The 25,744-nt window shown below is 66.8% G+C and carries 26 protein-coding genes and 1 pseudogene; 11 read left to right on the plus strand and 16 right to left on the minus strand.

Translation table 11 applies throughout. The annotated features are described in order from the left end of the window. Positions 1 to 53: 53 nt before the first annotated feature. From VER16_RS02920 to VER16_RS02965, 10 genes are all read right to left on the minus strand, one after another. Positions 54 to 1,739: an ATP-binding protein gene (locus tag VER16_RS02920; RefSeq protein ID WP_324805371.1), complete on the minus strand. Its 1,686-nt coding sequence runs from the start codon at positions 1,737 to 1,739 to the stop codon at positions 54 to 56. A gap of 74 nt (positions 1,740 to 1,813) precedes the next feature. Then, positions 1,814 to 3,007 (minus strand): GAF domain-containing sensor histidine kinase, encoded by a 1,194-nt coding sequence (locus VER16_RS02925; protein ID WP_324805372.1) that lies wholly within the window; start codon positions 3,005 to 3,007, stop codon positions 1,814 to 1,816. Between the two features lie 91 nt (positions 3,008 to 3,098). Further along, the gene (locus VER16_RS02930) at positions 3,099 to 4,838 is read right to left on the minus strand and encodes a sensor domain-containing phosphodiesterase (RefSeq protein ID WP_324805373.1); all 1,740 of its coding nucleotides are present in this window, start codon (positions 4,836 to 4,838) and stop codon (positions 3,099 to 3,101) included. 214 nt (positions 4,839 to 5,052) lie between these two features. Next, positions 5,053 to 7,173 (minus strand): methyl-accepting chemotaxis protein, encoded by a 2,121-nt coding sequence (locus VER16_RS02935; RefSeq protein ID WP_324805374.1) that lies wholly within the window; start codon positions 7,171 to 7,173, stop codon positions 5,053 to 5,055. Positions 7,174 to 7,317: 144 nt separating this feature from the next. Continuing rightward, the gene (locus tag VER16_RS02940; RefSeq protein ID WP_324805375.1) at positions 7,318 to 7,587 is read right to left on the minus strand and encodes a hypothetical protein; all 270 of its coding nucleotides are present in this window, start codon (positions 7,585 to 7,587) and stop codon (positions 7,318 to 7,320) included. A 113-nt stretch (positions 7,588 to 7,700) separates the two neighbouring features. Then, positions 7,701 to 8,444: an SOS response-associated peptidase gene (locus VER16_RS02945; protein WP_324805376.1), complete on the minus strand. Its 744-nt coding sequence runs from the start codon at positions 8,442 to 8,444 to the stop codon at positions 7,701 to 7,703. A gap of 18 nt (positions 8,445 to 8,462) precedes the next feature. After that, a complete protein-coding gene (locus VER16_RS02950) occupies positions 8,463 to 8,651 on the minus strand; it encodes a hypothetical protein (protein ID WP_324805377.1) in 189 nt (62 codons plus the stop codon). Beyond that, entirely contained in the window at positions 8,648 to 8,896 is a 249-nt protein-coding gene (locus tag VER16_RS02955) for a hypothetical protein (RefSeq protein WP_324805378.1), read from the minus strand. Before VER16_RS02955 ends, VER16_RS02950 begins: the two co-directional genes overlap by 4 nt. A gap of 102 nt (positions 8,897 to 8,998) precedes the next feature. After that, entirely contained in the window at positions 8,999 to 10,195 is a 1,197-nt protein-coding gene (locus tag VER16_RS02960; protein ID WP_324805379.1) for an MFS transporter, read from the minus strand. Between the two features lie 109 nt (positions 10,196 to 10,304). Then, positions 10,305 to 11,135 carry a hypothetical protein gene (locus VER16_RS02965; RefSeq protein WP_324805380.1) on the minus strand — a complete coding sequence of 277 codons (831 nt, stop codon included), beginning with the start codon at positions 11,133 to 11,135 and terminating at the stop codon, positions 10,305 to 10,307. Between the two features lie 161 nt (positions 11,136 to 11,296). Between VER16_RS02965 and VER16_RS02970 the strand changes: the two genes are divergently transcribed. Beyond that, entirely contained in the window at positions 11,297 to 11,809 is a 513-nt protein-coding gene (locus VER16_RS02970; protein ID WP_324805381.1) for an N-acetyltransferase, read from the plus strand. Positions 11,810 to 11,837: 28 nt separating this feature from the next. On the opposite strand, the gene VER16_RS02975 is transcribed toward VER16_RS02970, so the two are convergent. Together VER16_RS02975 and VER16_RS02980 are read right to left on the minus strand one after the other, a co-directional pair. After that, positions 11,838 to 12,041, minus strand: a complete 204-nt coding sequence (locus tag VER16_RS02975; protein ID WP_324805382.1) for a hypothetical protein — start codon at positions 12,039 to 12,041, stop codon at positions 11,838 to 11,840. Between the two features lie 63 nt (positions 12,042 to 12,104). Further along, positions 12,105 to 12,542 (minus strand): acetyltransferase, encoded by a 438-nt coding sequence (locus VER16_RS02980; RefSeq protein WP_324805383.1) that lies wholly within the window; start codon positions 12,540 to 12,542, stop codon positions 12,105 to 12,107. A gap of 118 nt (positions 12,543 to 12,660) precedes the next feature. Here VER16_RS02980 and tadA point away from each other — a divergent pair, with 118 nt between their 5' ends. From tadA to VER16_RS03000, 4 genes are all read left to right on the plus strand, one after another. Then, positions 12,661 to 13,185: a tRNA adenosine(34) deaminase TadA gene (gene tadA, locus VER16_RS02985; RefSeq protein ID WP_324805384.1), complete on the plus strand. Its 525-nt coding sequence runs from the start codon at positions 12,661 to 12,663 to the stop codon at positions 13,183 to 13,185. Between the two features lie 75 nt (positions 13,186 to 13,260). Then, entirely contained in the window at positions 13,261 to 13,833 is a 573-nt protein-coding gene (gene orn, locus VER16_RS02990; RefSeq protein WP_324805407.1) for an oligoribonuclease, read from the plus strand. A gap of 93 nt (positions 13,834 to 13,926) precedes the next feature. Continuing rightward, entirely contained in the window at positions 13,927 to 14,799 is an 873-nt protein-coding gene (locus VER16_RS02995; protein WP_150454062.1) for an EcsC family protein, read from the plus strand. Positions 14,800 to 14,990: 191 nt separating this feature from the next. Further along, positions 14,991 to 16,106: an alkene reductase gene (locus tag VER16_RS03000; protein ID WP_324805385.1), complete on the plus strand. Its 1,116-nt coding sequence runs from the start codon at positions 14,991 to 14,993 to the stop codon at positions 16,104 to 16,106. Positions 16,107 to 16,185: 79 nt separating this feature from the next. On the opposite strand, the gene VER16_RS03005 is transcribed toward VER16_RS03000, so the two are convergent. Together VER16_RS03005 and ppsA are read right to left on the minus strand one after the other, a co-directional pair. Further along, positions 16,186 to 17,079 carry a mechanosensitive ion channel family protein gene (locus tag VER16_RS03005; RefSeq protein WP_324805386.1) on the minus strand — a complete coding sequence of 298 codons (894 nt, stop codon included), beginning with the start codon at positions 17,077 to 17,079 and terminating at the stop codon, positions 16,186 to 16,188. Positions 17,080 to 17,210: 131 nt separating this feature from the next. Beyond that, positions 17,211 to 19,589 (minus strand): phosphoenolpyruvate synthase, encoded by a 2,379-nt coding sequence (ppsA, locus tag VER16_RS03010; RefSeq protein ID WP_324805387.1) that lies wholly within the window; start codon positions 19,587 to 19,589, stop codon positions 17,211 to 17,213. A gap of 143 nt (positions 19,590 to 19,732) precedes the next feature. Here ppsA and ppsR point away from each other — a divergent pair, with 143 nt between their 5' ends. The 3 genes from ppsR to VER16_RS03025 all read left to right on the plus strand — a co-directional run bounded on the left by ppsR (position 19,733) and on the right by VER16_RS03025 (position 21,761). Further along, positions 19,733 to 20,554 (plus strand): posphoenolpyruvate synthetase regulatory kinase/phosphorylase PpsR, encoded by an 822-nt coding sequence (gene ppsR, locus VER16_RS03015; protein WP_324805388.1) that lies wholly within the window; start codon positions 19,733 to 19,735, stop codon positions 20,552 to 20,554. 163 nt (positions 20,555 to 20,717) lie between these two features. Then, positions 20,718 to 21,230: a DUF1249 domain-containing protein gene (locus VER16_RS03020; protein WP_324805389.1), complete on the plus strand. Its 513-nt coding sequence runs from the start codon at positions 20,718 to 20,720 to the stop codon at positions 21,228 to 21,230. A 42-nt stretch (positions 21,231 to 21,272) separates the two neighbouring features. Beyond that, the gene (locus VER16_RS03025) at positions 21,273 to 21,761 is read left to right on the plus strand and encodes an 8-oxo-dGTP diphosphatase (RefSeq protein WP_324805390.1); all 489 of its coding nucleotides are present in this window, start codon (positions 21,273 to 21,275) and stop codon (positions 21,759 to 21,761) included. 51 nt (positions 21,762 to 21,812) lie between these two features. On the opposite strand, the gene VER16_RS03030 is transcribed toward VER16_RS03025, so the two are convergent. Continuing rightward, positions 21,813 to 22,463 (minus strand): class I SAM-dependent methyltransferase, encoded by a 651-nt coding sequence (locus tag VER16_RS03030; protein WP_324805391.1) that lies wholly within the window; start codon positions 22,461 to 22,463, stop codon positions 21,813 to 21,815. Between the two features lie 345 nt (positions 22,464 to 22,808). Between VER16_RS03030 and VER16_RS03035 the strand changes: the two genes are divergently transcribed. Genes VER16_RS03035 through VER16_RS03045 form a run of 3 tightly spaced genes read left to right on the plus strand, consistent with a single transcriptional unit; the run spans position 22,809 to position 25,608 of the window. Next, the gene (locus VER16_RS03035; RefSeq protein ID WP_324805392.1) at positions 22,809 to 23,423 is read left to right on the plus strand and encodes a CDP-alcohol phosphatidyltransferase family protein; all 615 of its coding nucleotides are present in this window, start codon (positions 22,809 to 22,811) and stop codon (positions 23,421 to 23,423) included. Between the two features lie 22 nt (positions 23,424 to 23,445). Then, positions 23,446 to 24,534, plus strand: coding sequence for a class III poly(R)-hydroxyalkanoic acid synthase subunit PhaE (gene phaE, locus VER16_RS03040; RefSeq protein ID WP_324805393.1), 1,089 nt, complete (start codon positions 23,446 to 23,448; stop codon positions 24,532 to 24,534). A 6-nt stretch (positions 24,535 to 24,540) separates the two neighbouring features. Then, the gene (locus tag VER16_RS03045) at positions 24,541 to 25,608 is read left to right on the plus strand and encodes a class III poly(R)-hydroxyalkanoic acid synthase subunit PhaC (protein ID WP_324805394.1); all 1,068 of its coding nucleotides are present in this window, start codon (positions 24,541 to 24,543) and stop codon (positions 25,606 to 25,608) included. 22 nt (positions 25,609 to 25,630) lie between these two features. On the opposite strand, the pseudogene VER16_RS19455 reads toward VER16_RS03045, so the two are convergent. Next, a pseudogene (locus tag VER16_RS19455) lies at positions 25,631 to 25,744 on the minus strand (IS110 family transposase); the annotation flags it as partial.

Here is a 25,744-nt window from a genome sequence, read left to right on the forward strand (position 1 = left end):
CACCGTACTACAGCAACATTGCGTGAACATGGCGTCGCCCGCCAAGTGGCCCTCTACCGCTGATGCTGGCCCGCTTCGCTGATGACCTGGGCCAGCTGTTTCAGCGTGTAGGGTTTGCGCAGCAGGGTAAAGCCATGCCCAGGGTCGCGTGCCAGCAGCTCGCTGTAACCGCTGGTGAGGATGACGGGCAGCCAGGGGAACCGCTCCCGGATCGTGCGCGCTAGGTCCAGGCCGTTCACCCCCGGCATCACCACGTCGGTGAACACCACCTGGAAACGATGGGCATCGCGTTCCAGCTCGGCCAGTGCGTCAGCGGCATTGCGTGCCAGCACCACCTGGTAGTCGAGTTCGCGCAGGGCGGCCACGGCGAACTCGGCCACATCGATGTTGTCCTCGACCACCAGTACGCACAATCCGTGGCCATGCACCAGCCCGTCGTGCTGCGCAGGGCGCGGCGCGCTCTCGCTGCTCTGGCTCAGTGGCAGGTACAGAGTAAACCGCGTTCCGGTGCCGGGCTGGCTGTGCACGTCCACTTCGCCTTCTGATTGCTTGACGAAGCCGAACACCTGGCTGAGGCCCAGCCCCGTTCCCGCACCGACATCCTTGGTGGTGAAGAACGGTTCGAAGATGTGGTCCAGCACCGCAGGTTCGATGCCGGTGCCAGTGTCACTGACGCTGATGGCGGCGAAGTCGCCCTTCATCGGCGCGGCAAAACGAACGGAGGGCACGGCGGTCACCCGCTGCACGTCGATGGTGACGTTGCCATGGCCGGTGATGGCATCGCGGGCATTGACCACGATGTTGATGAGTGCCGTATCCAGCTGGCTACGGTCCAGCAGCACCTGCAGCGGGGTATCGGGCAGGGTGATGGCGACCGAGACGCGGGCGCCAGCCACGGTCGTGATGATGTCCGCCAGTGCGTGCACACTCTCGCGCAGGTCGAACACTTCCGGTGACAGGCTCTGCCGGCGCGAGAAGGCCAGCAGCTGGGCAGTCAACCGCGTTGCACGCTCCGCAGCGGCGACGATGGAGTGCACATACCTGCCGCGCGGGTCCTCGGGCTGCGCGGTGTGCAGCAGCATGTCCGCCGAGCCGGTGATGACCTGCAGCAGGTTGTTGAAGTCATGTGCCACCCCGCCGGTGAGCTGGCCGATGGCCTCCAGCTTCTGCGCCTGGCGCAATTGCTCACGCGCGCGCACCAGCTCAAGATGGGCTTCGCGCGCTTCCTGGGTAATGGCCGCCACCTGGCGGCTGTGCAGGGTGCGCTCGATCACCCGTTCGGTCTGTTCGCTCACCACGCACAGCAGCCCGGCAACCTCCCCATTGGCCATCCGCAACGGCGAATAGGAGAACGTCCAGAACGTCTCCTTCATGGCCCCGTCGCGATCCATCATCAGTGGCAGGTTCTGGAAACTGCGGCTGGTGCCGGCAAAGGCATCGGCAATGGCATGACGCACGTCTTCCCACACATCAGCCCAGACCTGCCGCAGGCCGCTGCCCATGGCGCCGTGCAGCTTGCCGCCCAGCATCGGCAGGTACGCATCGTTGAAGAAGAACGTCATCTCCTCCACGCCCCACGCGATCCAGAGCGGCTCCGGCGAGTCGAGGATCATGGACAGCACGGTGCGCAGTTCGACCGGTGCGGCGGCAGCAGCTGGCGAGCGCGCCCAGTCACTGTCCTGCAGCAACCGGTAGGCGAGCTGCCCGGGCTCGGACGCAGGGAGGGGGAAGGAAGACATGGCCGCTCTGGGCAGGAAGGTTCAACAGGGTAGCGGGTCGGGCGTGTAGCCGCCCTGCACGCGATAGGCCGGCCTCAGAGACGCACGGTCAGCACGGTGCCTTCGTCACTTGAACTGGTCACGCTGAGCGTGCCGCCATGGGCCTTGGCAATCTGCGCGGCGATGTACAGGCCCAGCCCCAGGCCGGAATCCAACCGTCGTTCCTGCGGCCGCGCAAAGGGTTCGAACAGGTGGCCCATCTGCGCCGCCGGGATCACGCCCTGGTTGGCTACGCTGATTTCGATGCCCGCGCCCACGCTCCGGCCCTTGACGTGTATCGGTTGTCCGGGGGTGCCGTGGATGGCGGCGTTGATGACCAGGTTTGCCAGCAGCTGGCACAGCCGTGCGGCGTCGCAGACGAAGGTGACGGGCAGTTGCAGGTCAACCTCGTAATTGCGGCCAGGATAGGGACGCATGGCCTCGCGGCAGGCCATCGCGAGCACGCCGGACAGGTCCGACCACGGCTCCAGCTTCAGCGCGATGCCGGTGCCCAGTCGGCCGCGGGCAAAATCCAGGGTGACATCGATCAGCTCGGCGATGCGATCGGCACTGTCGTTGATGTGGCCCAGTACCTTCTGCTGCGAATCAGTCAATGCCCCCAGGCCCAGCAGATCGACGCCGGCGCGGATGGCTTGCACCGGGTTGCGCAGGTCGTGCGCCAGCACGCCGATGAACTCCTCACGCTGCTTGGCCACGCGCTGCAGCTCGGCATTGGATTGTTCGTACTCGGCCAGCTGCCGGCCAACCATGTCGCCCTGTTCCTTCAGGCCGTCGATGGTACGGCTGTCGGCATCGTGGCTGCGCAATGCGTCGATCTGCGCGGCGACCAGCGCCGCCACGTCGTTCATCGACTGCACCTGTTGCTCGTCCACCGGCTTCGGCTCGGGGTCCAGTGTGCACAGGGTGCCGAAGATGGAGCCATCGGCCAGCAGCAGCGGCACCGAGATGTAGCTGCGGAAGCCGTACATGCCCGGAATCGGGCTGTCGATGAACAACGGATGGGCAAGCGCATCGCCGAACCAGACCGGCGCCCGCGAAGACCTCACGTCCTTGCAGAAGGTGCGGTTGATATCGAGGATCATGCCGCTGGAAATGCCCAGGCCCGCGCTGTCGATGCTCTGGATCGAACGCCAGGCGCTTTCGGTGACTTCCCCGACCAGGGCAACGCGCATGCCGGTGATCCTGCATGCCAGGTCCAGCGAGGGCCGGAAGTCGATTCGGGAGGGCATGGCAGCTGTTCCGGGCAGCACGGTGGGCCATGCAAGTATAGCGAGCGCTACCGCCGTAGAGTCGAGCAGCGGCAGTTGAGCAAGCTCGACGCTACGGGGCGGGAAGCACCGCTCCGAATCGTTCGCTGAATGCTTCAGCCGTCATCGGCCGGGCCAACGCGAAGCCTTGGATTTCATCGCAGCCCAACGCCTGCAGCCGGGCCACCTGTTCGGCCGTCTCGGCACCTTCGGCCACGGCGCTGTAGCCCAGGCGCTGGGCCAGGCCGATGATGGCCTCGACCTTCAATGCCGCCCGCGGGTCCTGGCAGAGGCGGTCGATCACCGTCTTGTCCAGTTTCAGCGTGCTGATCGGCAGCTCGGACAGGTAGCCGAAATTGCTGTAGCCGCTGCCAAAATCGTCCACGGCGATGCGCAGCCCGGCGGCGGCCATCTGCCGCAGCTGTTGGCCGGCGGGGGAATCCACGCGCAGCCACTGGCTCTCGGTGATCTCCACTTCGACATCCGCGCACGACAGGCCCTTCTGCTCGATCGCACGGATCAGGCGCAGCGCGGCATCGTCCTCGGCCATGTCGCGCGCCGAGTAGTTGATCGACAGCAGCAGGCCGATGCCTGCCTTTCGCCAGGCAACCAGCTGGTCCAGTGCGTTGTCGGTCACCCAGCGGGTGATGCCCTGCATCACCGCCGTACGTTCGAACACCGGGATGAACTCGGCCGGGCTGACTGCCCCCAGTTGCGGATGGTTCCAGCGGATCAGCACTTCGGCGGCCACCGGCACAAGATCCGCCGCGCGGAAGCGGGGCTGGTAGACCAGATGGAACTGCTGTTCCTGCAGGGCCATCCGTGCGTCGGTGGCCAGCCGGTAGCCCCGCCGCGTGCGCGCATCGCGGGTCTCGGAATACCAGCGGAATGGCGAGCGGCTGTTGATGGCGGCATTCAGGCCGACCAGCATGCGGCGGATGATTTCGTCTGCATTGTGCTGGCCCAGCGTGACGCCACAGATGCCCGCGTGGAACGAAGGGGCCATCGGCACCTGCGCGGCCATCATCGGTCGCGTCACGCGTTCCTGCAGTTCTGCGACCAGGTCTTCGACGGCCTTCGACGATGACAGCTCCACCACGAAGGCAAACCGCGCCACGCCCACGTGGTAGACCTCAGCCATGCCGTCCAGGGCAACGCGCAGGCGCACGCCGATGCGGCGGATCAGCGTCTCCAGTGGCGCCATGCCCAGCACCTGCCCGGCTTCGGTGGAGGTCGTTGCGTCGAAGACATCGATCAGCACTGCATGCAGGAAGGTGTCCGGCTCGCGCTCGGCGTTGGCGGCCAGGTCCAGGGCGAACTGGTGCCGGTCGGGCAGGCCGCTGACGGGATCGCGGCGGCCCGTCAGGGCACGCAGCTCCAGTTCGTTCATGGCTGCGCTGGCCAGGGTCTGCAGCTGCCGGCGCTCCGCTTCGGAGAACTGTCGGGGGGCGTCGTCCATGATGCAGAACGCACCGATGGCCACGCCGTTGCGCGCCACCAGCGGCGTGCCTGCATAGAAGCGAAGCCTGGTCTCGCCTGTCACCAGCGGGTTGCTGGCATGCCGTGGGTGCTCGCGCAGGTCATCGATGACCAGGGTTTCCGGCGCGCCGATGGCCGAGGCGCAGATCGAATCACGGATATGCGTCTGCGCGATCTGCAGGCCCTTGCGCGAGACCAGTCGCTGCCGGTCGACGTCCAGCAGCGAAACGAAGGCGACGGGCACCTTGAAGGCGTGGGTGGCCAGCTCGGTGAGGCTGTCCAGGGCTGCACCGGAAACCTCGCCCAGGGCGTTGAGGCCGGCCAGGGTGGACATGCGTTCTTGTTCGGGGGAGGGCATCAGGACCACATCAAACCGTACGGGAAGCTGCACGAGCGGGTTGGCCGCTGCAGCACGACCACAATGTCGCGCAGCAGGTGCCGTGGGGAAGGGGCGCAGGCCGTCGCCTGCTGAATGCTTCAGGCCTGCACTTTGAGGGTAGGGCGTGGCAGATGCGGGCAGTGTGAGTGCCCGCAATAAGCCCATGAGGTCAGGCGGCGCGCTTCAGCGCAGCGCCAGCCTGTGCCGCTACCCGGAACACGGCCGCGGCCTGGTCCAGATCCGCCGCCTGCCCAGCCATCGCACGCGCCGCGGCGCTGGCTTCCTCGACCAGTGCGGCATTCTGTTGGGTGGCCTCGTCCATCTGCGCGATGGTCTGGTTGACCTGCTCGATGCCGGCCGCTTGTTCGATGCTGGCCTGGGCGATCTGCTGCACCAGGTGCCCGGTCTGGCCCGCAGCCTCGGTCAACTGGCCGATGGCAGCCTCGGTCTGGCGGGCGATGCCGATACCGGCCTCGACCCTGCCGGTGGATTCATCAATCAGGGCCTTGATGTCCTTGGCCGAGGCCGCCGCACGCTGCGCCAGCGTGCGCACCTCGCTGGCCACCACCGCAAAACCACGGCCCTGTTCGCCGGCGCGCGCCGCTTCGACCGCGGCGTTGAGGGCGAGGATGTTGGTCTGGAACGCGATGCCGTCGATCAGGCTGACCATTTCGCCGATGCGCAGCGACGAGGCATTGATCTGCCCCATCACCCGCACCACGTCCTGCACCGCCTGCGCGGTCTGCTGCAGGGCTTCGCCGGCGCTGCGCGAGGCCGCATCGGCCTGCTGTGCGTGCTCGGCATTCTGGCGCACGGTAGAGGTCAGCTCCTCCATCGAGGCCGCGGTCTCTTCCAGGTTCGCGGCCTGGCTTTCGGTGCGTCGTGACAGGTCGGCGTTGCCCGCAGCAATTTCGTCGGACGCGCTGGCGATCAAACCGGAGGCTTCCTGGATGCGGCGGATAATGGCCGCCAGATTCTCAGCAGTCCGGTTGGTGTCGCGCTGCATGGTGGCGAACACGCCCTGGAAGTCGCCCTCGATACGGCGGGTCAGGTCCCCTTCGGCCATGGCACCCAGCACCTTGGACAACGCGCCGAGGCTGCCGTCAGCGGTGGCCATCAAGCGGTTGAGGTCTTCAATCATGCGGCGGAAATCGTGACGGTAGGCCGTGGCATCGCCACGCACGCTGAAATCGCCGGCCGCAGCAGCCTTCGCCAGGCGCTGGATGTCCTGATTGATCGCATGCAGGCTGGCCTTGGCGGCATCCATCGATTCGTGCAGGATCGCGCGGCTGCCCGGCAGGCGTCGTGCGTCGCGGCTAAGGTCACCCTGCGCATACTGGTTCAGCACGTCGATGGCATCGACGATTGCATCCAGATGCTCGAACACCATCGTGTTCATGCCCTGCGCCAGTTCGCCGTAGACACCGGGGAAATCCACCGGCATGCGGTGGCTGATGTCCTCGGCGGCATGCTTGCCGATCATCAGCTGGGTCTGCTGCGAGAAGTGCTGCAGCAGGCCGATCATGCCGTCGGTGGCGCGCAGCATCTGTCCCACTTCGTCGGGGCTGTCGTCCTGGTGGCGGACGCTCAGGTCGCCACGGGTGACCGCATTGATCGATGCCTGCACCTGGGCCAGCGGACGGGTCAGGCTGCGCGAGATCAGCCACGCCGCGATGATGCCCAGGCCCAGGCTGAGGACGCCGAACAGGCTGAGCAGGCCGGTGGTGCGTGCGGCCAGGGCCTGCATTTCCGTGGCGGCTTCTTCCACCAACTTCTGCTGCAGATCGGCGAACTCGGCAAGGGCAGCGTTCCAGTCGGCAGCCGCGGGGCCGGCGCGGGTCAACAGCGCGGTGCTGGCAGCGTCGAAGTCGCCGGCCTGCATCGCTGCATCCAGGTCGCGGTTGAGTGCGACGGTAGCCTCCTGCTTCTGCGCGACCTTGCCGCGCATCGATTCGGCCAAGGGGCTGGTGGCCGGGCGCTCGGTGAAGTGGGCCCAGATCTGGTCATAGCGCGCGGACATCGCGTGCGCCTTCGCCAGATCGGCCTCCAGGCCCTGGCCGCGCTTGATCAGCATGTCCCGGCGCAGGAGCAGCAGTTCCTTGTTGATGATGAGCATGTCGTACAGCTCGCCCATGCGGGTCACGCGCACGTTCACCGCGTTGTCGAACTGTTGGCGCTGCTGATGGTTGCTGTGCAGGGCGATCGCAAGAATCGTGGCGATCAGAAGGAGCAGGATGGAAAAACCCGCAGTGAGGCGGGTGCCAACCTTGAAGCGGCGCAGCGTGTTCATTTTGTGAAATCCGGTAGTCGTTGTAGGCCCGACTGCCGGGCGTGTCTGCACAGGAGAGAGTCCCGGCAAGCAGTACAACGGTAGCGGCGGCGCAGGCTGAAGCTTTAGCGCCGCAGTTCGGATTTTTTTGGAGGCGCCTGCGGATCAGGCAATGCAGAGCACGAACACCGCCGACAGCGCGAGCATCAGCACAAATACGCGCCGGCTCAGGGCCAGGCAGGCAAGGCCGGCGGCCAATGCCCAGGCGCCCAGCAGGACGCAGGCCAGCAGCCACAGGCCCATGCCCATCAGCGAGCCGGACACCACGCCGGACATCGCCAGTGCTTTGAACAGGCCAACGCCCAGTACGCTGCCGAGCATGCCTGCCTGCAAGGCAACGGCATCGTGGCGGATGGGGGCAGGGCGGTGATGCATGAGCTGCACTGTGCAGCAAGCCACATCCACGCCATGTGTTTTTTGCGGCTCAGCGGGAGGGCAGCGACGGGGAGCCCTTGCCTTTGGCAAGGGATCCGACCCCGGGCCCTCGCTCACGCATCGTCATCCAGCGCATCGCCATCCCAGTCGGGCAGAGCGTCGTCAGCACCCAGAGCGTCGGGGTCCACCGGCTCCAGCAGGGTGTAGTCATCGCGTCGCGCATCGCGGATGCCCAGGCCCACATAGGCAGCCTCCAGCGCCGCGGTATGCGCGTGCCGTCGCAGCTGTGCCGGCGCGGTCAGCTCGCCCCTCAGCCAGGCCGCCGCAGCCGCAGGCTCCACAAAGACCGGCCCATCGGCAGACAGCGGGGCCGGGATCGCCGGGTTGCCGTCAGTCAGGATCGAGAACGTGTCGCGCATGTCGCCGGCCTCGTCCTGCCAGTGCTCCCACACGCCTGCTGCCAGCAGGGCCAAGCCATCCTGGCGCTGGACGTACATCGGCCACGGTGGTCGTCGCTGCCGGTCCCATTTGAAGTAGCCCGTCATCGGTACGATGCAGCGCCGCTTGCTCCAGGCATCGGCAAAGATGCGGCTGCGCGGAGCGCGCTCCAGCCGGGCAGTCACCGTGGTGTAGGGCGTGGAAGGTTGCTTCGACCAGCGGGGCACCAGGCCCCACTGCATCTCCGCAACGACCGTCGTGGTCTTCGCATCGGCGGCGTCTGCCGCGCAGACCCAGGCGCGGCCGTCCTTGCCGATGTTGTAGTGCGCATCCGCCGTTGCCAGTGCTGCCGACACGTCGCCGGGCAGGGCAGCCGCAAAGCTGTCCACATCCACGAAGGCCTGCACGAAACGCCGCATGCCCGCTCCGTCGCCGCGTCAGCGCGGCGGATGTGCCTGCAGCACGTCGCGTCCGCGCGGGGCCAGGTCGATGTCGCCGTCTTCGGCCTGCACGGCAAGGCCTGCCGCGACCGCCCAGGTTGCGGCGTCACTGTCCACGCGTTCCGCATCGGCAATGGCCTGCAGAATGCGGCGCTGTGCATCGGTCAGCGGCGCGTCCATGTTCATGCGCCCAGCACGCGCGGCAGCTGCCAGTCGGCCACCCGCGCATTGCTCACCGCCTGGTGGCAACCGCAGTCATCGCAGCGGAACAGGGTGCCGCCGGGCAGGTGCAGCAGGTTGCCTTCGGTGGACGAGGTCGTGGCCTGGCAGTGGTTGCAGGTCACCGTCAGCGCGGTGATGCGTTCGACCCCGCCGGCCATGTTGAAGACGGCCTCGAAGGCGCGAATGGCGAAATGACCGGTGTCCGACATGAGGGAAGGGGGTACCAGGGAGAAGGTGCATTCATCGTCACACTTTCACCTGTGATGACACCGTCAGCCCGATGCGGCGGCGGAGTCAAATCGCCCAAGGGCTCAGGCCGCCTTGCGCCGGCGGTCCACCAGTACTGACCCCCCCCACAGCAGCAGGCCGCCGACGGCGGTAGCCGCACCGACATAGCCGGTGGTGGCCGGGCTGAAGCCGGCGCTGATCGCCATGCCGCCCAGCCACGGGCCCAGCGCGTTGGCGGTATTGAAGGCGGCATGGTTGGAGGCAGCGGCCAGCGTCTGCGCCTCGCCGGCCACGTCCATCAGGCGGGTCTGCAGCACGGCGGCCAGCGCGCCCATCGTGCCCACAGTGATGATCATCGGGCCGATGGTCCACACCGACTGCGCCGCCAGCGGGTACAGCAGCAGCATCACGATGGACCACACCAGCACCACCGCGGCGGCCTTGAAGTGGAACCTGTCCACCAGCCAGCCGCCAGCGATGTTGCCGATGATCGCACCGATGCCGAACACGCCCACGGCCAGCGGCATCCACGACTCGGCCACGCCGGTCACCTGCACCAGGGTCGGGGCGAGGTAGGTGAACACGCAGAACATGCCGGCAAAGCCGACCGCGCCGATCGCCAGCGCCAGCCACACCTGGGTGGTGTTGAACGCGCGCAGCTCACGCATCGGCGAGGTGCGCACCTCCTCCGGATCGGGCAGCAGGAAGCGGGCGATCATCACCACCGTGGCGATGGCCAGCACGCTGACCAGGGCAAAGGCGGTGCGCCAGCTCAGCTGCTGGCCCAGCCAGGTGGTCAGCGGGTTGCCGATCAGGATGGCGATGGACAGGCCCAGCAGCACCCGCGACATCGCCTGGCCACGCTGGCCGGCCGGACTGATGGCGGCGGCCACCAGCATCGCCACACCGAAGTAGGCGCCATGCGGCAGGCCGGCGACGAAGCGCGCGACCAGCATCGTGCCGTAGTTGGGGGCCAGGGCGCTGGCCAGGTTGCCCACCGCATAGAAGCCCATCAGGGCCAGCAGCAGCTTGCGCCGTGGGAAGGAGGCACCGATGAACGCCAGGATCGGCGCGCCAACGACCACGCCGATGGCATAGGCGCTGATCAGGTGGCCGACCTGGGTCTCGCTGATCGACAGGCCGCGGCTGATCTCCAGCATCAGGCCCATGCTGGCGAATTCGCTGGTGCCGATGGCAAAGCCACCCAGCGAGAGGGCAAGGATGATCCAGGTGCGCTGACGCGGCGTCAGCCGCGCGGCCAGGGAGGAATTGGGGCTCATGCAGGGGGCGGGGCTGGGGCGGGTAAGCCGCTCATTGTACTGCTGCACTGCAGCAGTGGCAGCCACGCCGGGGTAAATCTGTGTTCGATGGATGGAAGGCGATCAGATTTCACTCGACGGTCGCGTCTGGCGATACCGGCTGCCAGCGCGGCAGCGGGCCGCAGGTGTCCACAAAGCGCTGCAGGATGCGCTCGGCGGTCTCGCCGTAAGGCGGAGTCCAGTCCGGCGTGCCCTTGTCTACCCAGGTGTCGTAGGCTTCAGTTTCCATCTGCGCTTCCAGTTCCCCGGAAACGATGCTGCGGATCCGTGCCAGCGATTGAAGCACCTGCTGGCTGTGTAGAAACAGCAACAATGCAGCGGCTTGTTCAGGTTCGTCCCTGAAGCCGGAATTGATGCGGTCCAGGCCGGTCACCAGGGTATCCAGTCGCTCCCCGGCTTCCATCAGCAGCGCAAGGTGGCTTGGGGCTGCTTCATCGCGCTCGGTGCTGCGGCTGTAGCGCGGCGGGTGCAGCGGGGTACGGCGGGCCCCCAGGACCGCCAGCGCGTGCCGGTACTTGCCGCGCAACCGCTCTGCAGTGGCCGCATCCAGTGCGGCCAGGCGGGTCTCGTCGGCGTTGTCTGCGATGTCTGCCAGTTTGACCTTCAGCGCGACAGGGTCGGCCGCGATGCGCGCGTAATAGGTATCGCTGTCGGGTGCGCTGTTGCGGCTCATCAGCTGCACCGCATGCTGGATCGGAGCAGGGAAGTCCGCCACGCGGGCCGCGTGCCCGGCGCAGTCTTCCACCACGTCGTGCAGCCATGCCACGGCCTGGGCGGTCTCGTCGTCCTTGATGGCGGCCGCGACGCGCGCGACATGTTCGATGTAGGGGCGTCCCGCTTTGTCCTGCTGCCCGGCATGGGCTTCGCTTGCCAGTGCACGTGCGCGTTCAACCCAGTCCATCATCGCCTCCTGCATGTGGGAGGATGAAGTATTGCCCAATCCAGGTGGTGCAGGGGATTGCCGTCGCTGGGCCGCTGTGCCTGCGGGATGATGGTGCTGGTCTGACCTCGGGGTGCCGGGTGCTGGACAATCAAAAGCCGCCGCACTGAATGTGATGCCCTGTGAATTACCTCATCCGTGCGGAAACGCCCGCCGACATCGCCGATATCCACGCCATGACTGCGGCTGCTTTCAGAAATGCGGCGCACAGCAGCCATACCGAGCACTACATCGTCGATGCGCTGCGAGGGCGGGGGGAACTGTCGATTTCCCTGCTGGCCGTGCAGGACGGGCAGGTGATTGGCCATGTAGCGGTGTCGCCGGTGGCCATCAGCGATGGCAGCGAGGGCTGGTTCGGCCTGGGTCCGATTTCGGTGGCGCCGCAGCGGCAAGGGCAGGGCATTGGCAGCGCGCTGATGCGGGCGGCGCTGGATGCACTGCGCGGCATGGGCGCGCGTGGCTGCGTATTGTTGGGCGAGCCAGACTACTACGGTCGGTTCGGCTTCCGTTGTGAGCCTGGTCTGGTCCTGCCGGGCGTTCCGCCTGAGTACTTCCAGGCGTTGCCGCTGCAGGGGGCGATGGCGCGCGGCACGGTGACCTACTCGCCCGCATTCGAGGCCGGCCCGCCGGGCTGATGCAAGGGCGGGGCAGGCCTTGGTGCTGTCAGGGCGCGCGCCAGGGCTGGGGTTCCGGCTGCGGCGGGGGAATGCGGTCGCCGCCGATCTGTTCCAGCAGCGCATTGGTGCGGCGCTGTTCGGCCAGCAGCTCGCCGAGCACGCGACGCACGCCGAAGATGGCAAACGGCACCAGGATCCAGATGATCGCGACGACCAGTGTGAACAGCGTGGCCAGTGTGCTTCCGCCCATGTCGTAGTGCTTCCTGCAGTGAAGGGGTAACGACACTACCACGTCACTGAGGCCACGCCGACATCAGTCGCCCAGGCGCAGATGGATGAGCGGGTACGGGCGGCCCTGTGAGTCGAGGTCCGAGCGCCCGGTCTCGATAAAGCCCATGCGCAGGTAAAAACCCAGTGCCTGCGGATTCTGCGCATTGACGTCGGTGGTCAGCGGGTGGTGCCGCGCCAACGCGTGCTCGACCAGTTGCCGGCCGATGCCCCTGCCGTGCACGTCCGGGTCGATGAACAGTGCTTCCATATGGCTGCCATCAAGCAGCATGAAGCCCTGCGGGCGATCGTCGGCATCCACGGCCAGCAGCAGCGGCGCCTGCGGCAGGAAGCCGGCCACTTCGGCGTCGATGGCGCGTCGGTCATCGACGCTGAGGAAATGGTGGGTGGCGTCGACGGCGCGGCGCCAGAGATCGACGACGGCCTCGGCATCGGAGGGCAGCGAGGGGCGGAGCGTGTTCATGGATGTGCTCAAGGTGCTTCGGAAATCGTCATTCTAGCGACGATGGTCCGTCCCGCCAGGCTCCAGCCGAAGCGCGCTACACTGCCTCCGCGTGATCTGCCTGACGCCGAGAACCCTCATGACCGACACCTTGGGCGTGCCTGTGCACGATGCCGACGAACACTGGATGCGCCACGCGTTGGCGCTGGCCGAGCGCGCGCAGCACGAGTTCGACGAGATTCCGGTGGGTGCGGTGCTGGTAGGCGCCGATGGCCAGCTGCTGGGCGAGGGCTGGAACCTCAACATCGCCGCGCACGACCCCAGCGCGCATGCTGAAATCGTAGCGATGCGTGAGGGCGGTCGGGCACTGGCCAACCACCGGCTGATCGGCAGCACGCTGTACGTGACCCTGGAGCCGTGTGCGATGTGTGCGATGGCGATCGTGCACGCGCGCGTGTCGCGGCTGGTCTACGGGGCCAGCGATCCCAAGACCGGCGCCTGCGGAAGCGTGTTCAATCTGCTGGGGGACGCCCGCCACAACCACCGGGTGGAGATCCACGGCGGGGTGCTGGCCAAGGAGGCCAGCCTGCGCCTGACCAATTACTTCCGGGCCAAGCGTGGCAAGCCGCCGCTGCGGCTGGAAGACCACAGCGGCGAGGCCTGAGCAGCGAAAGGGTATGATGGCCGCCTCTTTCCTTTTCCGGCAGGCGCCATGCCTGCCCAGCAACGAGGCGACACGATGGTGGAGAACGGCGCGGCCAACGAACGACTGATCTGGATCGACCTGGAAATGACCGGGTTGGATACCGACAACGATTCGATCATCGAGATCGCCACCGTGGTCACCGATGCCCAGCTGAACGTGCTGGCCGAAGGCCCGGAGTTCGCCATCCACCACCCGCTGGAAACGCTGGAAGCGATGGACGAGTGGAACCGCAACCAGCATCGTCGTTCCGGTCTGTGGCAGCGCGTGCTGGACAGCACCACCACTCTGGCCCAGGCCGAGGCGCAGACCGTGAACTTCCTCGCGCAGTGGATTCCGGCCGGCGTTTCGCCGATGAGCGGCAACTCGATCTGCCAGGACCGCCGCTTCCTGCACCGGCAGATGCCGCGCCTGGAAAAGTACTTCCACTACCGCAATCTGGACGTCTCCACGGTGAAGGAACTGGCCAAGCGCTGGGCACCGACGGTGGCCGCCGGCCTGGCCAAGACCAGCAACCACACCGCACTGAGCGATGTGCACGACTCGATTGCCGAGCTGCGCCACTACCGCCAGTTCATGGGCGCGCTGTCGGGCCTGCCGACCCCCTGAAGATGCCGTCTGGTGGGGTCGGATCCTTTTCCAGCGGACAGGGCTGTGGCCCCGCGACCCTCCGTTCAACTCCAGGGCGCTACTATCGGCCTCATGAACGAGCCGATCCTGCTGCCGCGCGATATCGCCCACGATGCCCAGGACTGGGCCGACCTGCAGCGGGCGGTGGCCCTGCTGGAGGCACCGACGATCACCGCGCGCATGGCCAACCTGGTGGGTACGCCGCTGGAATTCGCGGTGAAGGCGCTGCCCAAGGCCATTTCCGGGCGCATCCATGGCGCGGTGGAGGCGGCGCTGTCGAAGTCCGCGCAGGCGGCGCTGTGGAGCATGGGCAACACGCCCGGAAAGTCGGCCTCGACCCGCTGGCACAAGCTGGCGGCGGCGACATCTGGCGCGGTGGGCGGTGCGTTCGGCTTCGCCGCGCTGTTCATCGAGCTGCCGGTGTCGACCACGATCATGATGCGCGCGGTGGCCGACGTCGCGCGCAGCGAGGGCTTCGACCTGGCGCATTTCAGCACCCGCCAGGCCTGCCTGGAAGTGTTCGCGCTGGGCGGCAACTCACCACGCGATGATGCCAGCGAGACCGGCTACTACCTGGCGCGCGGCTTCACCACCGATGTGATGCGCCACCTGTCGGCCGAGCTGGCCGGGCGGGTGGTGACCGGTCGCGACCTGACCCTGGGCGTGGCGCCGAAGGAAGCCGGCAAGCTGCTGGCCAAGCTGGTGGAGAAGGTGGCGGCTCGTTTCGGCGTGGTGGTGACCGAGAAATTCGCCGCCCAGGCGGTGCCGATCGTCGGCGCTGCAGCGGGTGCCACGCTCAATACGATGTTCACCGATTACTACCAGGACATGGCGCGCGGCCATTTCATCGTGCGGCGGCTGGAGCTGAAGTACGGTGAGGACGTGGTGCGCACCTGCTATGACCGGGTGGCGCATGGTGCGTTGAAGATCGAGCCGACGCTGTAACCGGAGTAGAGTCGATCGTTGGTCGACTGCATCTGGCTGGCCCCTCATGGAATCCCGCGCCGTGCGCGATAGTCGAGCAACGGTCGACGCTACCCTTGCCTCCACGGCACAACTGTTTTGCCCAACCGCGCCTGTTGCGGGCCACGGCCGATCCCCATCCTTGCGGTCAGTCCCCCGCAAGAGAATGCGCCATGTTGTTCAGCCCCCACACGCTTGGCCCGTTGGCCCTGCCCAATCGCATCGTGATGCCGCCGATGACCCGTTCGCGGGCGGCCGCCGGCAACGTCGCTACCGCGCAGATGGCGCAGTACTACGCCCAGCGCGCAGGTGCCGGCCTGATCGTCAGCGAAGGCACCCAGATCAGTGCGCAGGGCCAGGGCTACGCCTGGACGCCGGGCATTCACAGCGAGGAACAGGTGCAGGGCTGGCGGCAGGTGACCGATGCGGTGCACGCCGCCGGAGGTCGCATCTACGCGCAGCTGTGGCACGTCGGCCGCGTCTCCCATGTCGCCCTGCAGCCCGATGGCGCGGCGCCGGTATCGTCCTCGGCGCTGCTGGCCGAGGGGGTGAAGGTATTCGTTGACCCGACCGGCGCCGGCCCCGAGGCGGGCGTGGGCGGGATGATCCAGCACTCGATGCCGCGGGCGCTGGCAGAGGACGAGATTCCGGGCATCATCGCCGATTACGCCCAGGCCACCCGCAATGCCCTGGCCGCCGGTTTCGATGGCGTGGAGCTGCACGGCGCCAATGGCTACCTGATCAACCAGTTCATCGATTCGCAGGCCAACCAGCGCACCGACGGCTACGGTGGCGCGCTGCAGAACCGCCTGCGCTTCCTGCGCGAGGTGGTGCAGGCGGTGGTGGCCGTGGCCGGGGGCGACCGCGTGGGCGTGCGCTTGGCACCGCTGACGACCCTGCAGGGTGCGGTGGATGACACGCCGCAGGCGACCTACCTGGCCGCTGCGCACCTGTTGGGCGAACTGGGTGTGGGCTACCTGCACATCGCCGAGGCCGACTGGGAGGATGCGCCGCTGATGCCGCTCGCGTTCAAGCAGGCGCTGCGCATGATCTACCCGGGCACGCTGATCTACGCCGGCAAGTACACCGCCGAGCGTGCCGGGCAGGCGTTGGCCGAGGGCTGGGCAGACCTGATCGGCTTCGGTCGGCCGTTCATCGCCAACCCGGATCTGCCGGAGCGGCTGCGTACCGGCGCGGCCTTGAACGCACCGGACCGCGCGACCTACTTCGGTGGCGGAGCGGCGGGCTACACCGACTACCCGGTGCTGGAAGAGGCCGTCGAGGCCTGATGCCAGGAGAGGTGCCGACCAACGGTCGGCACCTGCCGGCATCGGTAGCGCCGGGCCATGCCGGCCGGGAACCTGGAAATCAGGGTTTGTCGCGCACCAGCGCCTCGGCCTCGACCACGCCGCCGTCCTTGCCATGCAGGTACAGATGCATGTCCTGCTGCGGGTAGGGCAGGTTGATGCCGGCCTGGTCGTAGCCGAGCTTGATCTGCTCCAGCAGGGTCACCTTGGTGCTGAAGTGATCAGCCGATTTCACGTAGCAGCGGATGCCCAGGTTGATCGCGTGTGCACCCAGTTCGTACACGACCACGTCGGGTGCCGGGGTCTCGAGCACGCGTGGCTCGGCCTTCATCAAGGCCAGCGCGGTGTCGCGGGCCAGCTGGATATTGTCCTCATAGCCGATGCCGATCACCAGTTCGATGCGACGCGTCGGTTCGGCGGTGAGGTTGATGATCGGTGCGGCGGTGATCAGCGTATTGGGAATGGTGGTGTGCTGATTGTCCGCGCCGGTGATGACGGTCTGGAAAATACGCACTTCGCGCACGGTGCCGGTCTGCCCGGCCACGGTGACCACGTCACCGACACGGAACGGTCGCAGGGTCACCAGCATGACGCCCGAGGCAATGTTGGAGAGCGAATCCTTCAACGCCAGGCCGACGGCCAGGCCCGCGGTGCCCAGCACGGCCAGCAGCGGGGTGATCTGCACGCCCAGCGTGCCGATCGCCAGCACCACCACGATCACCAGCGAGGCGGCATAGACCACGTTGCGCAGGAAGCTGCCCAGCATCGGGTCCATGCCCATGCGAGAGGTCGCGCGCGGCAGCGCATTGGACAGGCGTCGTGCCACCCACATGCCGACCAGCAGCACGACGATGGCGGCCAGCAACGGTACGCCGTAGGTTTCCAGCAGGCGTTCCCAGTCGAGCGAATGGAACCAGGACGTGGTGATGGGGGCGGGTGGGGCAGTGGCGATCATGCGGACTCCTTTGCAGCAGCGGTCATGGCGTGTGCGGACGCCAGAAACAGGCACGCCCCGCAGAGGCGGGGCGTGCATGCAGCTGCAGTATGGGTGGCCGCCAATGAAAGCGACGTCAGCCCATCAATGCATCAGCCATTGGCCTTGTGCTTGGCCAGGCGCAGCCAGGTGTCGACCACGGTGTCCGGGTTCAGCGACAGCGACTCGATGCCTTCCTGCATCAGCCACTCGGCCAGATCCGGGTGATCGGACGGGCCCTGGCCGCAGATGCCGACGTACTTGCCCTTGGCGCGCGCGGCCTTGATGGCCATCGACAGCAGCTTCTTCACCGCCGGGTTACGCTCGTCGAAAAGGTGCGCGACGATGGACGAATCGCGGTCCAGGCCGAGGCTGAGCTGGGTCAGGTCGTTGGAGCCGATCGAGAAACCGTCGAAGATCTCCAGGAACTCATCGGCGAGCAGTGCGTTGGACGGCACTTCGCACATCATGATGATCTTCAGGCCGTTCTCGCCCTGCTTCAGGCCGTTCTGTTCCAGCACCTCGACGACCTTGCGGCCTTCCTCCAGCGTGCGCACGAACGGAATCATCACCCACAGGTTGTCCAAGCCCATTTCGTTGCGCACGCGCAGCACGGCCTTGCACTCCAGCGCGAAGGCGGCCGAGAAGCTCGGGTCGACGTAACGGCTGGCGCCGCGGAAGCCGATCATCGGGTTCTCTTCGTGCGGCTCGTAGTTGCTGCCGCCGATCAGGTTGGCGTACTCGTTGGACTTGAAGTCCGACAGGCGCACGATCACCGGGTTCGGTGCGACCGAGGCGGTGAGGGTGGCGATGCCTTCGGCCAGGCGGTCCACGTAGAAGCTGACCGGATCGCCATAACCGGCGATCTTCTCGTCGATCTTCTTCTTCGTCGCCGCGTCCTGGCGGTCGTATTCCAGCAGTGCGTTCGGATGGATGCCGATGTGGCTGGCGATGATCATTTCCAGGCGGGCCAGGCCGATGCCGGCGTTCGGCAGCTGGCCGAAGTCGAAGGCACGTTCCGGGTTGGCCACGTTCATCATGATCTTCAGCGGTGCCGGCGGCATGTTGCCCAGATCGGTGGTGGTGCGCTCGAAATCGAGCTTGCCTTCGTAGATGAAGCCGGTATCGCCTTCAGCGCAGCTGACGGTGACCTGCTGGCCATCTTCGATGACCTTGGTGGCGTTGCCCGAACCGACCACGGCCGGCACGCCCAGCTCGCGCGCGATGATCGCGGCGTGGCAGGTGCGGCCACCACGGTTGGTGACGATGGCCGAGGCACGCTTCATCACCGGTTCCCAATCCGGGTCGGTCATGTCGGCGATCAGCACGTCGCCCGGCTGCACGCGGTTCATGTCGTCCAGCGTCTTGACCACGCGGGCAGTGCCGGAGCCGATCTTGGCGCCGACGGCACGGCCTTCGGCCAGCACGTTGCCGCCCTTTTCAGTCAGCGCGAAGCGCTCGATCTGGGTGGCGTGGCTGCGCGACTTCACCGTTTCCGGGCGCGCCTGCACGATGAACAGCTTGCCGCTGACACCGTCCTTGGCCCACTCGATGTCCATCGGGCGGCCGTAGTGCTTTTCGATGACCAGCGCCTGCTTGGACAGTTCCTGCACGTCCTCGTCGCTGATGGAGAAGGTGCTGCGCAGTTCGACCGGGGTGTCCTCGATCCTGACGCGCTCGCCGGGGACATCCGAATACACCATGCGGATCGCCTTGCTGCCGAGCGAGCGGCGCAGGATCGCCGGCTTGCCGGCCTGCAGGGTGGGCTTGTACACGTAGTACTCGTCCGGGTTGACCGCGCCCTGCACGACCATTTCGCCCAGGCCGAAGGACGAGGTGACGAAGACCACGTCACGGAAGCCGGACTCGGTATCCAGGGTGAACAGCACGCCGGAGGAACCGACGCCGGAACGCACCATCAGCTGCACGCCGGCGGACAGGAACACGTCTTCGTGCTTGAAGCCGTGGTGCACGCGGTAGGCGATGGCGCGGTCGTTGTACAGCGAGGCGAACACTTCCTTGACCTTGTGCACGACATCGTCGGCACCGGTGACGTTGAGGAAGGTTTCCTGCTGGCCGGCGAAGGACGCATCGGGCAGATCTTCGGCGGTGGCCGAGGAGCGCACCGCAACAGCGACATCGCCGCCGCCATTTTCAGCACTGAGCTTGGCGTAGGCGCTGCGGATGTCCTGGTCCAGCTGCGGCTGCAGAGGCGCATCGATCACCCAGGTGCGGATTTCCTTGCCGGCAGCGGTCAGCGCATTGACGTCTTCGACGTCCAGCGTGGCCAGCTTGTCGAAGATGCGCTTGGACAGGTCGTTGTGGGCAATGAAGTCCTTGAAGGCTTCAGCGGTCGTGGCGTAACCGCCGGGGACGGAGACCCCCAGACCGGCCAGGTTGCCGATCATTTCGCCCAGCGACGAATTCTTGCCGCCTACGCGGGCCAGATCGCCCAGACGCAGTTCGTGCAACCACAGGATGTTCTCGTTCAAGCGCGATGCTCCGTTTGGCCATCGCCCGAGGCGGGCTGAATGGCCGCGTCCGTAGGAAGAAGCCGATATGATGCCGGTCGCAGTACCGTCGGCACAAGCTTGTGCTGCAACCATTTTCAGCTTCAGAGGGGTGAAAACCGCCTATGTCGACCATCCGTCCGGTGTTCTACGTTTCCGATGGAACCGGTATCACCGCTGAAACCATTGGGCATAGCCTGCTCACGCAGTTCACCGGGTTCAGCTTCATCACTGATCGGATGTCGTTCATCGACGACCCCGAAAAAGCCCGGGAAGCCTGTGCCCGGATCCAGGCAGCGGGGGAGCGGTACCAGGTCCGGCCCATCGTGGTGAACTCCTGTGTGGACCAGAGCCTGAGCCTGATCCTGGCCGAAAGCGGGGCCCTGATGCTGGATGTGTTCGCCCCGTTCATCGAGCCGCTGGAGCGCGAGCTGTCCAGCCCGCGGCTGGCCCGGGTCGGCCAGGCCCATGGCATGGTCGACTTCGAGACCTACCACCGCCGCATCAACGCGATGAACTTCGCCCTGACCCACGATGACGGGATTGCGGTGAACTACGACGATGCGGACGTGATCCTGGTGGCGGTGTCGCGCGCCGGCAAGACGCCCACCTGCATCTACCTGGCCCTGCATTACGGGGTGCGCGCGGCCAACTACCCGCTGACCGACGAGGATCTGGAGAGCGACCGCCTGCCGCCGCGGTTGAGAAACTATCGTCGGAAACTATTTGGCCTGACCATCGATCCGGACCGCCTGCAGCAGATCCGCCAGGAGCGCCGGCCGAATTCGCGCTACGCCAACCTCGACACCTGCAAGCGCGAGGTGGCCGCGGCCGAGGTGATGTTCCAGATGGAACGGATCCCGACGCTGAGCACCACCCATACCTCGATCGAGGAGATCTCCAGCAAGGTGCTGGGCACGTTGGGGCTGCAGCGCGAGATGTACTGACCGGAACGACGCCCTGTAGAGCCGGGCCTGCGCTCGGCTGGGCCACCGGGGTCTGTCCGCAGCGCAGCCGAGCGTGGGCTCGGCTCTGCAGACGTGGGTGGCGCCCCCTTTGGCCGGGCCGATCCAGCCCCCACGTTGTATGGCCAACGTGTAGGATCGACCCATGGCCCACGCCTCGCCCCGCACCGAACGCATCCCCCGCCTGAGCCGGCTGAGCTGGCTGATGGGCCTGTATGCCGAGAATTACCGGCACCTGGTGCGCCTGTTCGCCCCGGCCGAACTGACCGCCGGCAGCTACGTGTCCTCGGTCGGCGACGGCCTGGACGTCCGCCTGGACGTCATCGAATGCCACCGCTACACGGTGGAACTGCGCCTGACCTATGACCTGGCCGACCCGGTGACCGGCGAGCCGGACCCCTCGGCCTATGTGCGCCTGTACCGTGACGCCCGCCAGGCCGAGACCACCCACTGCTACGTCGGCCGCCGCTGGCAGGACACCATGGGTCTGTACCCGCCACCGGCCGAGCTGATCAGCCACCGCATGCGGATGAACACCTTCCTCGGCAAATGGCTGGAGTACCTGGCCGAGCGTGGCCATGGCGTGGCCACGCTGCGCCGCGATCCGGAGGGCAGCACGGCTCTGCCGGCCGAGCGCCGCCTGTCGCTGGTGCGTTGATCGGCCATAATCCGGGGCTGACCTGCCGCCGGATGCTGCCCCATGCCGTACACCCCGATCGTCGCCACCCTGGGCTATGTGCTCTCGCCTGATCGCCGCCAGGTGCTGATGATCCACCGCAATACGCGTCCGGGTGACCACCACCTGGGCAAGTACAACGGCCTGGGCGGCAAGATTGAACCGACCGAGGATGTCGCCGCCGGCATGCGCCGCGAGATCGCCGAGGAGGCGGGCATCGACTGCACGGCCATGCGCCTGCGCGGCACGATCAGCTGGCCGGGGTTCGGCAAGCACGGCGAGGACTGGTTCGGCTTCGTGTTCGTCATCGACCAATTCGAGGGCAGCCCGCATGGCGGCAACCACGAGGGCACGCTGGAGTGGGTGGATGTGGACAAGCTGGACACGCTGCCGATGTGGGAGGGTGACCGCAATTTCCTGCCGCTGGTGTTCGACGCCGATCCGCGCCCGTTCCACGGGGTGATGCCGTACCAGGACGGGCGCATGCAGAGCTGGGCGTTCAGCCGGCTCTGAAGTCCATGGGTAGAGCCGGCCGCTGGCCGGCTGCAGGGTGTCGTGCAATCGTCAGCGCCGGTGCGCCAGCAGCAGGTGGAAATGCTTGTCGCGCGACTGCCCGTCGTTGCCGGTGGCCGTTTCCAGATGGCTGCGCCAGGCCGAGACGTTGAAGCCGGCCACCCGCAGCGCCAGCTCGACGGCATCCAGCTCATGCAGCTGGAAATCAGCGGCAAACGGCAGGCTGCGCATGAAGGAGGCATCGCCGAACGCCAGGCACAGGCGGCCACCTCGGCACAGCACCCGCGCCACTTCGTCCAGCACCGGTGCCAGATCAGGCCAGAAGTACAGGGTGTTGACCGCCAGCGCCGCGTCCACCGAGGCGTCGGCCACCGGCAGGGCATGGGCATCGCCGTGGCGCAGCGCAGCGCGCTCGGCCAGCCTGGCAGCTGCCAGGTGCTGGTTGCCGGCGTCGACCATGGCCGTGGAGAGTTCAATGCCCAGATAACGGCTGCCTTCGGCCTGCAGCAGCAGCGGCGCGAAGCCGGCATTGCCGGGGCCGATCTCCAGCACCTGTTCGCCAGCCGCCACCGCCAGCAGGCGGATCGACGCTCGATTGAGCCCGTCGTTGCTGCGGTTCATTGATTCGCCCACGGCCAGCGCGGCCTCGCCATGGGGGTGCCGCAACTGCGCGGCCAGGGTGCGTGCGTCCAGCATCGACAACGTCCATGAAGAAGGAATCGGACGTGGCGTCGGCGGGTCCGCCGGTGACCATAGCGCCGGTTGGATGACTTGGGAAGTAGGAAAACCCCGCGTTGCGGTGATCACGAAATGTCCAGCGTCGCAGTCGCTGAGACCGGGTTGTCCACAGGGGGTGTGGATTACGCGTGGGCAACTTTGTGGATAAGCCGCGACAGGCTCCACCCCCCTTGGCTGTCAAGATGGGTGGCGAAAAATTCACCGCAGGTGAGGAGGGGTGACGGTCGGGTGAAGATCGGCATCGAGCCGCGCTGTCGCCAGCGGCGGCGCTCGCGGTACCCTGTCTGCCTTGATGCCCCGTGAGACCCCATGAAACGTCATTTTTCGATGCTGCGTGAGTTCCAGCTGGCGGACTGGTTCACCCTGGCCAACGCCTTCTGCGGCACCGGGGCTGTGTTTGCCGCCATGCGCTTCCTGCAGGACGGCGAGCGCGGCTACCTGATGTTCGGCATGGCGTTGATCCCGCTGGCCTTCATCTTCGATGCGCTCGACGGCCGCATCGCGCGCTGGCGCAAGTCCAGCTCGACCCTGGGGCGTGAGCTGGATTCGCTGTCGGACGTGATCTCCTTCGGTGTCGCCCCGGCCGCGTTGGCCTATGCCTGCGGCATGCAGGGGGGCTGGGACTGGCTGGTGCTGAGCTACTTCGTCTGCTGCGGCGTCAGCCGCCTGGCCCGCTACAACGTCACCGCCGAAGCGCTGGCCGGTGACGAAGGCAAGGTCAAGTACTTCGAGGGCACCCCCATTCCCACCAGCCTGGCCCTGGTGATCGTGCTGGCCATTGCCGCCGGCACCGATGCCATCGGCCACGACATCTGGTTCGGGCAGTGGCAGCTGGGCCCGTGGCAGCTGCACCCGATGGTGCTGCTGTTCGCCCTGTCCGGGTCGCTGATGATCAGCAAGACCCTGCACATCCCCAAGCCATGACCCATCCCAGCGGAGGCCCGCGATGACCAGCTCGGCCCACGACGCCGGCAGCAGCGATTTCGAGAATCTGTCCCGCCAGTACTTTGGTGCCTGGGGCGATGCGCTGCGCCATGCCGCCACGCCGGGAGCGCCGGCCGGCGGTGATCCGGGCAGCTGGCAGCGCCTCTTTGACTGGTGGGGGCAGCTGTTGCCCGAGCAGGGGCAGGGCGCGCGGGAAGATGCGCTGCGCCGCTTCCGTGAGCAGGCCGGCAGCTGGTACGGGACGATGCAGGAAGTGGCCGCGCGCTTTGCCGGCCGCGACGCCAGCAGTGCCGAGGTTGCCCAGGCCTGGCGCGAAGCCGTGCAAGGGCAGGGCGATGGCATGCTGCAGTGGATGCTGCAGGGTGCACGCGGCAGCACCCAGGCCGGTGCCGCGCTGCCGGAGTTTGCCGCCTGGCTGCAGCAGTGGCAGGTGCAGGCCGGCCCGTGGCTGCAGAGCCCGGCCTTCGGTCCCGGTCGCGAGCACCAGGCGCGCTGGCAGACCCTGCTGCGCGCCCAGGAGGAATACCAGCAGCATTCGCGCGCTTACGTGGAGCAGATCAAACAGGCCTTGGAAGCCGCCTTCGATCTGTTTGAAAAGCGCCTGGCCGAGCACGAACAGCCGGGCAGCCAGCTGACCAGTGCGCGGGCGATGTTCGATCTGTGGATCGAGGTGGCCGAAGAGGCCTACGCCAAAGTCGCCCTGTCCGAAGCGTTCCAGCAGGTCTACGCCTCGCTGGGCAATGCACAGATGCGCCTGCGTGCGGGCCTGCAGCGCGAGGTCGAGCAGGTGAGCGAGCGGATCGGCCTGCCGACCCGCAGCGAGATGGACGCTGCCCACCGCCGCATCGCCGAGCTGGAGCGCAGCCTGCGCCGCCTGCAGGCGCAGGTGGCCGTGCTGGCCGGGACTGCCGAGGTCGACCCGGTCGCGCAGCCCACTCCGGCCAAGGTGAAACCGGCCGCACGCAAGCCCGCGAAGAAGGCCGCGCCGGCGAAGAAATCCGCCGGGTCCAAGCCGGCCGCCGCCAGAAAGGCCGCAGCAAAGAAAGCACCGGCGAAGCCCACCGCACGCCGCACCACCGCGCGGAAATAACGAACGATGAAAGGACCGCTGGGCTTCAACGCCGATGACCTGATGCAGGAAACCCTGGCCATGCAGCGCAAGCTGATGGAAGGGCTGAAGCTGCTGCCGCAGGTGGAGGACGTGGACTATGGCGCGACCGCCCGCGAGGAAGTCTGGCGCGACGGCAAGGTGGTGCTGTACCGCTTCGTGGGCGGGCAGGCCCCCACCCGCAGGCCGCCGCTGCTGATCGTCTACGCGCTGGTCAACCGGCCGTACATGGTCGACCTGCAGGCCGATCGCTCGCTGGTGCAGAAGCTGCTGGCGCTGGGCCAGGACGTGTACGTGCTGGACTGGGGCTATCCGGACCGCTCCGAGCGCTTCCAGACCCTGGAGGACTACCTGCTGCGCTACATCGATGGCGCCGTGGATGCGCTGCGCGTGCACAGCGGTGGGCCGGTGAACATGCTGGGCATCTGCCAGGGCGGTGTGTTCGCCCTGTGCTATGCGGCGCTGCGCCAGCACAAGCTGGGCAACCTGATCACCATGGTCACCCCGGTCGATTTCCACACCGCCGACAACATGCTCTCGCACTGGGCGCGGCAGGTGGACGTGGACCTGCTGGTGGACACGCTGGGCAACATTCCGGCCGACCTGATGAATGCCAGCTACCTGATGCTCAAGCCATTCCGGTTGAATGTGCAGAAGTACGTGGGCCTGCTCGACATCCTCGATGACAAGGCCGCGCTGGAGGATTTCCTGCGCATGGAGAAGTGGATCTTCGATTCGCCGGACCTGGCGGGGGAGGCGTTCCGTGAGTTCATCAAGCAGTTCTACCAGGGCAACGGGCTGGTGAACGGCACCGTGCGGATCGGCGGAGAGGCGGTAGATCTGTCGCAATTGACCCTGCCGGTGCTGAACATCTATGCCGAGCAGGACCACCTGGTGCCGCCCGATGCCTCGCGTGCGATGCGTGGGCGACTGGGCACGGATGACTACACCGAGTCCAGTTTCCGTGGTGGCCACATCGGCATCTACGTCTCCGGGCGTGCGCAGCGCGAAGTGCCGGCGACGATCAACGACTGGCTGAAGGCCCGCGACCGGTAGAGTCGAGATCCTATGTTCGTGGTCAAGCCTGCTGGAAGCAGGCTTGCCCCACCTTCAGCATGCTCGGGTCAAAGTCCCGGCCGCTCTTGAAGACGCCCCACGCGATTCTGGCCAGCTTTCTGGCCAGGATGTTGAA

This window comes from Stenotrophomonas sp. (genome assembly GCF_035634915.1).
In the GTDB taxonomy this organism is placed as follows: domain Bacteria; phylum Pseudomonadota; class Gammaproteobacteria; order Xanthomonadales; family Xanthomonadaceae; genus Stenotrophomonas.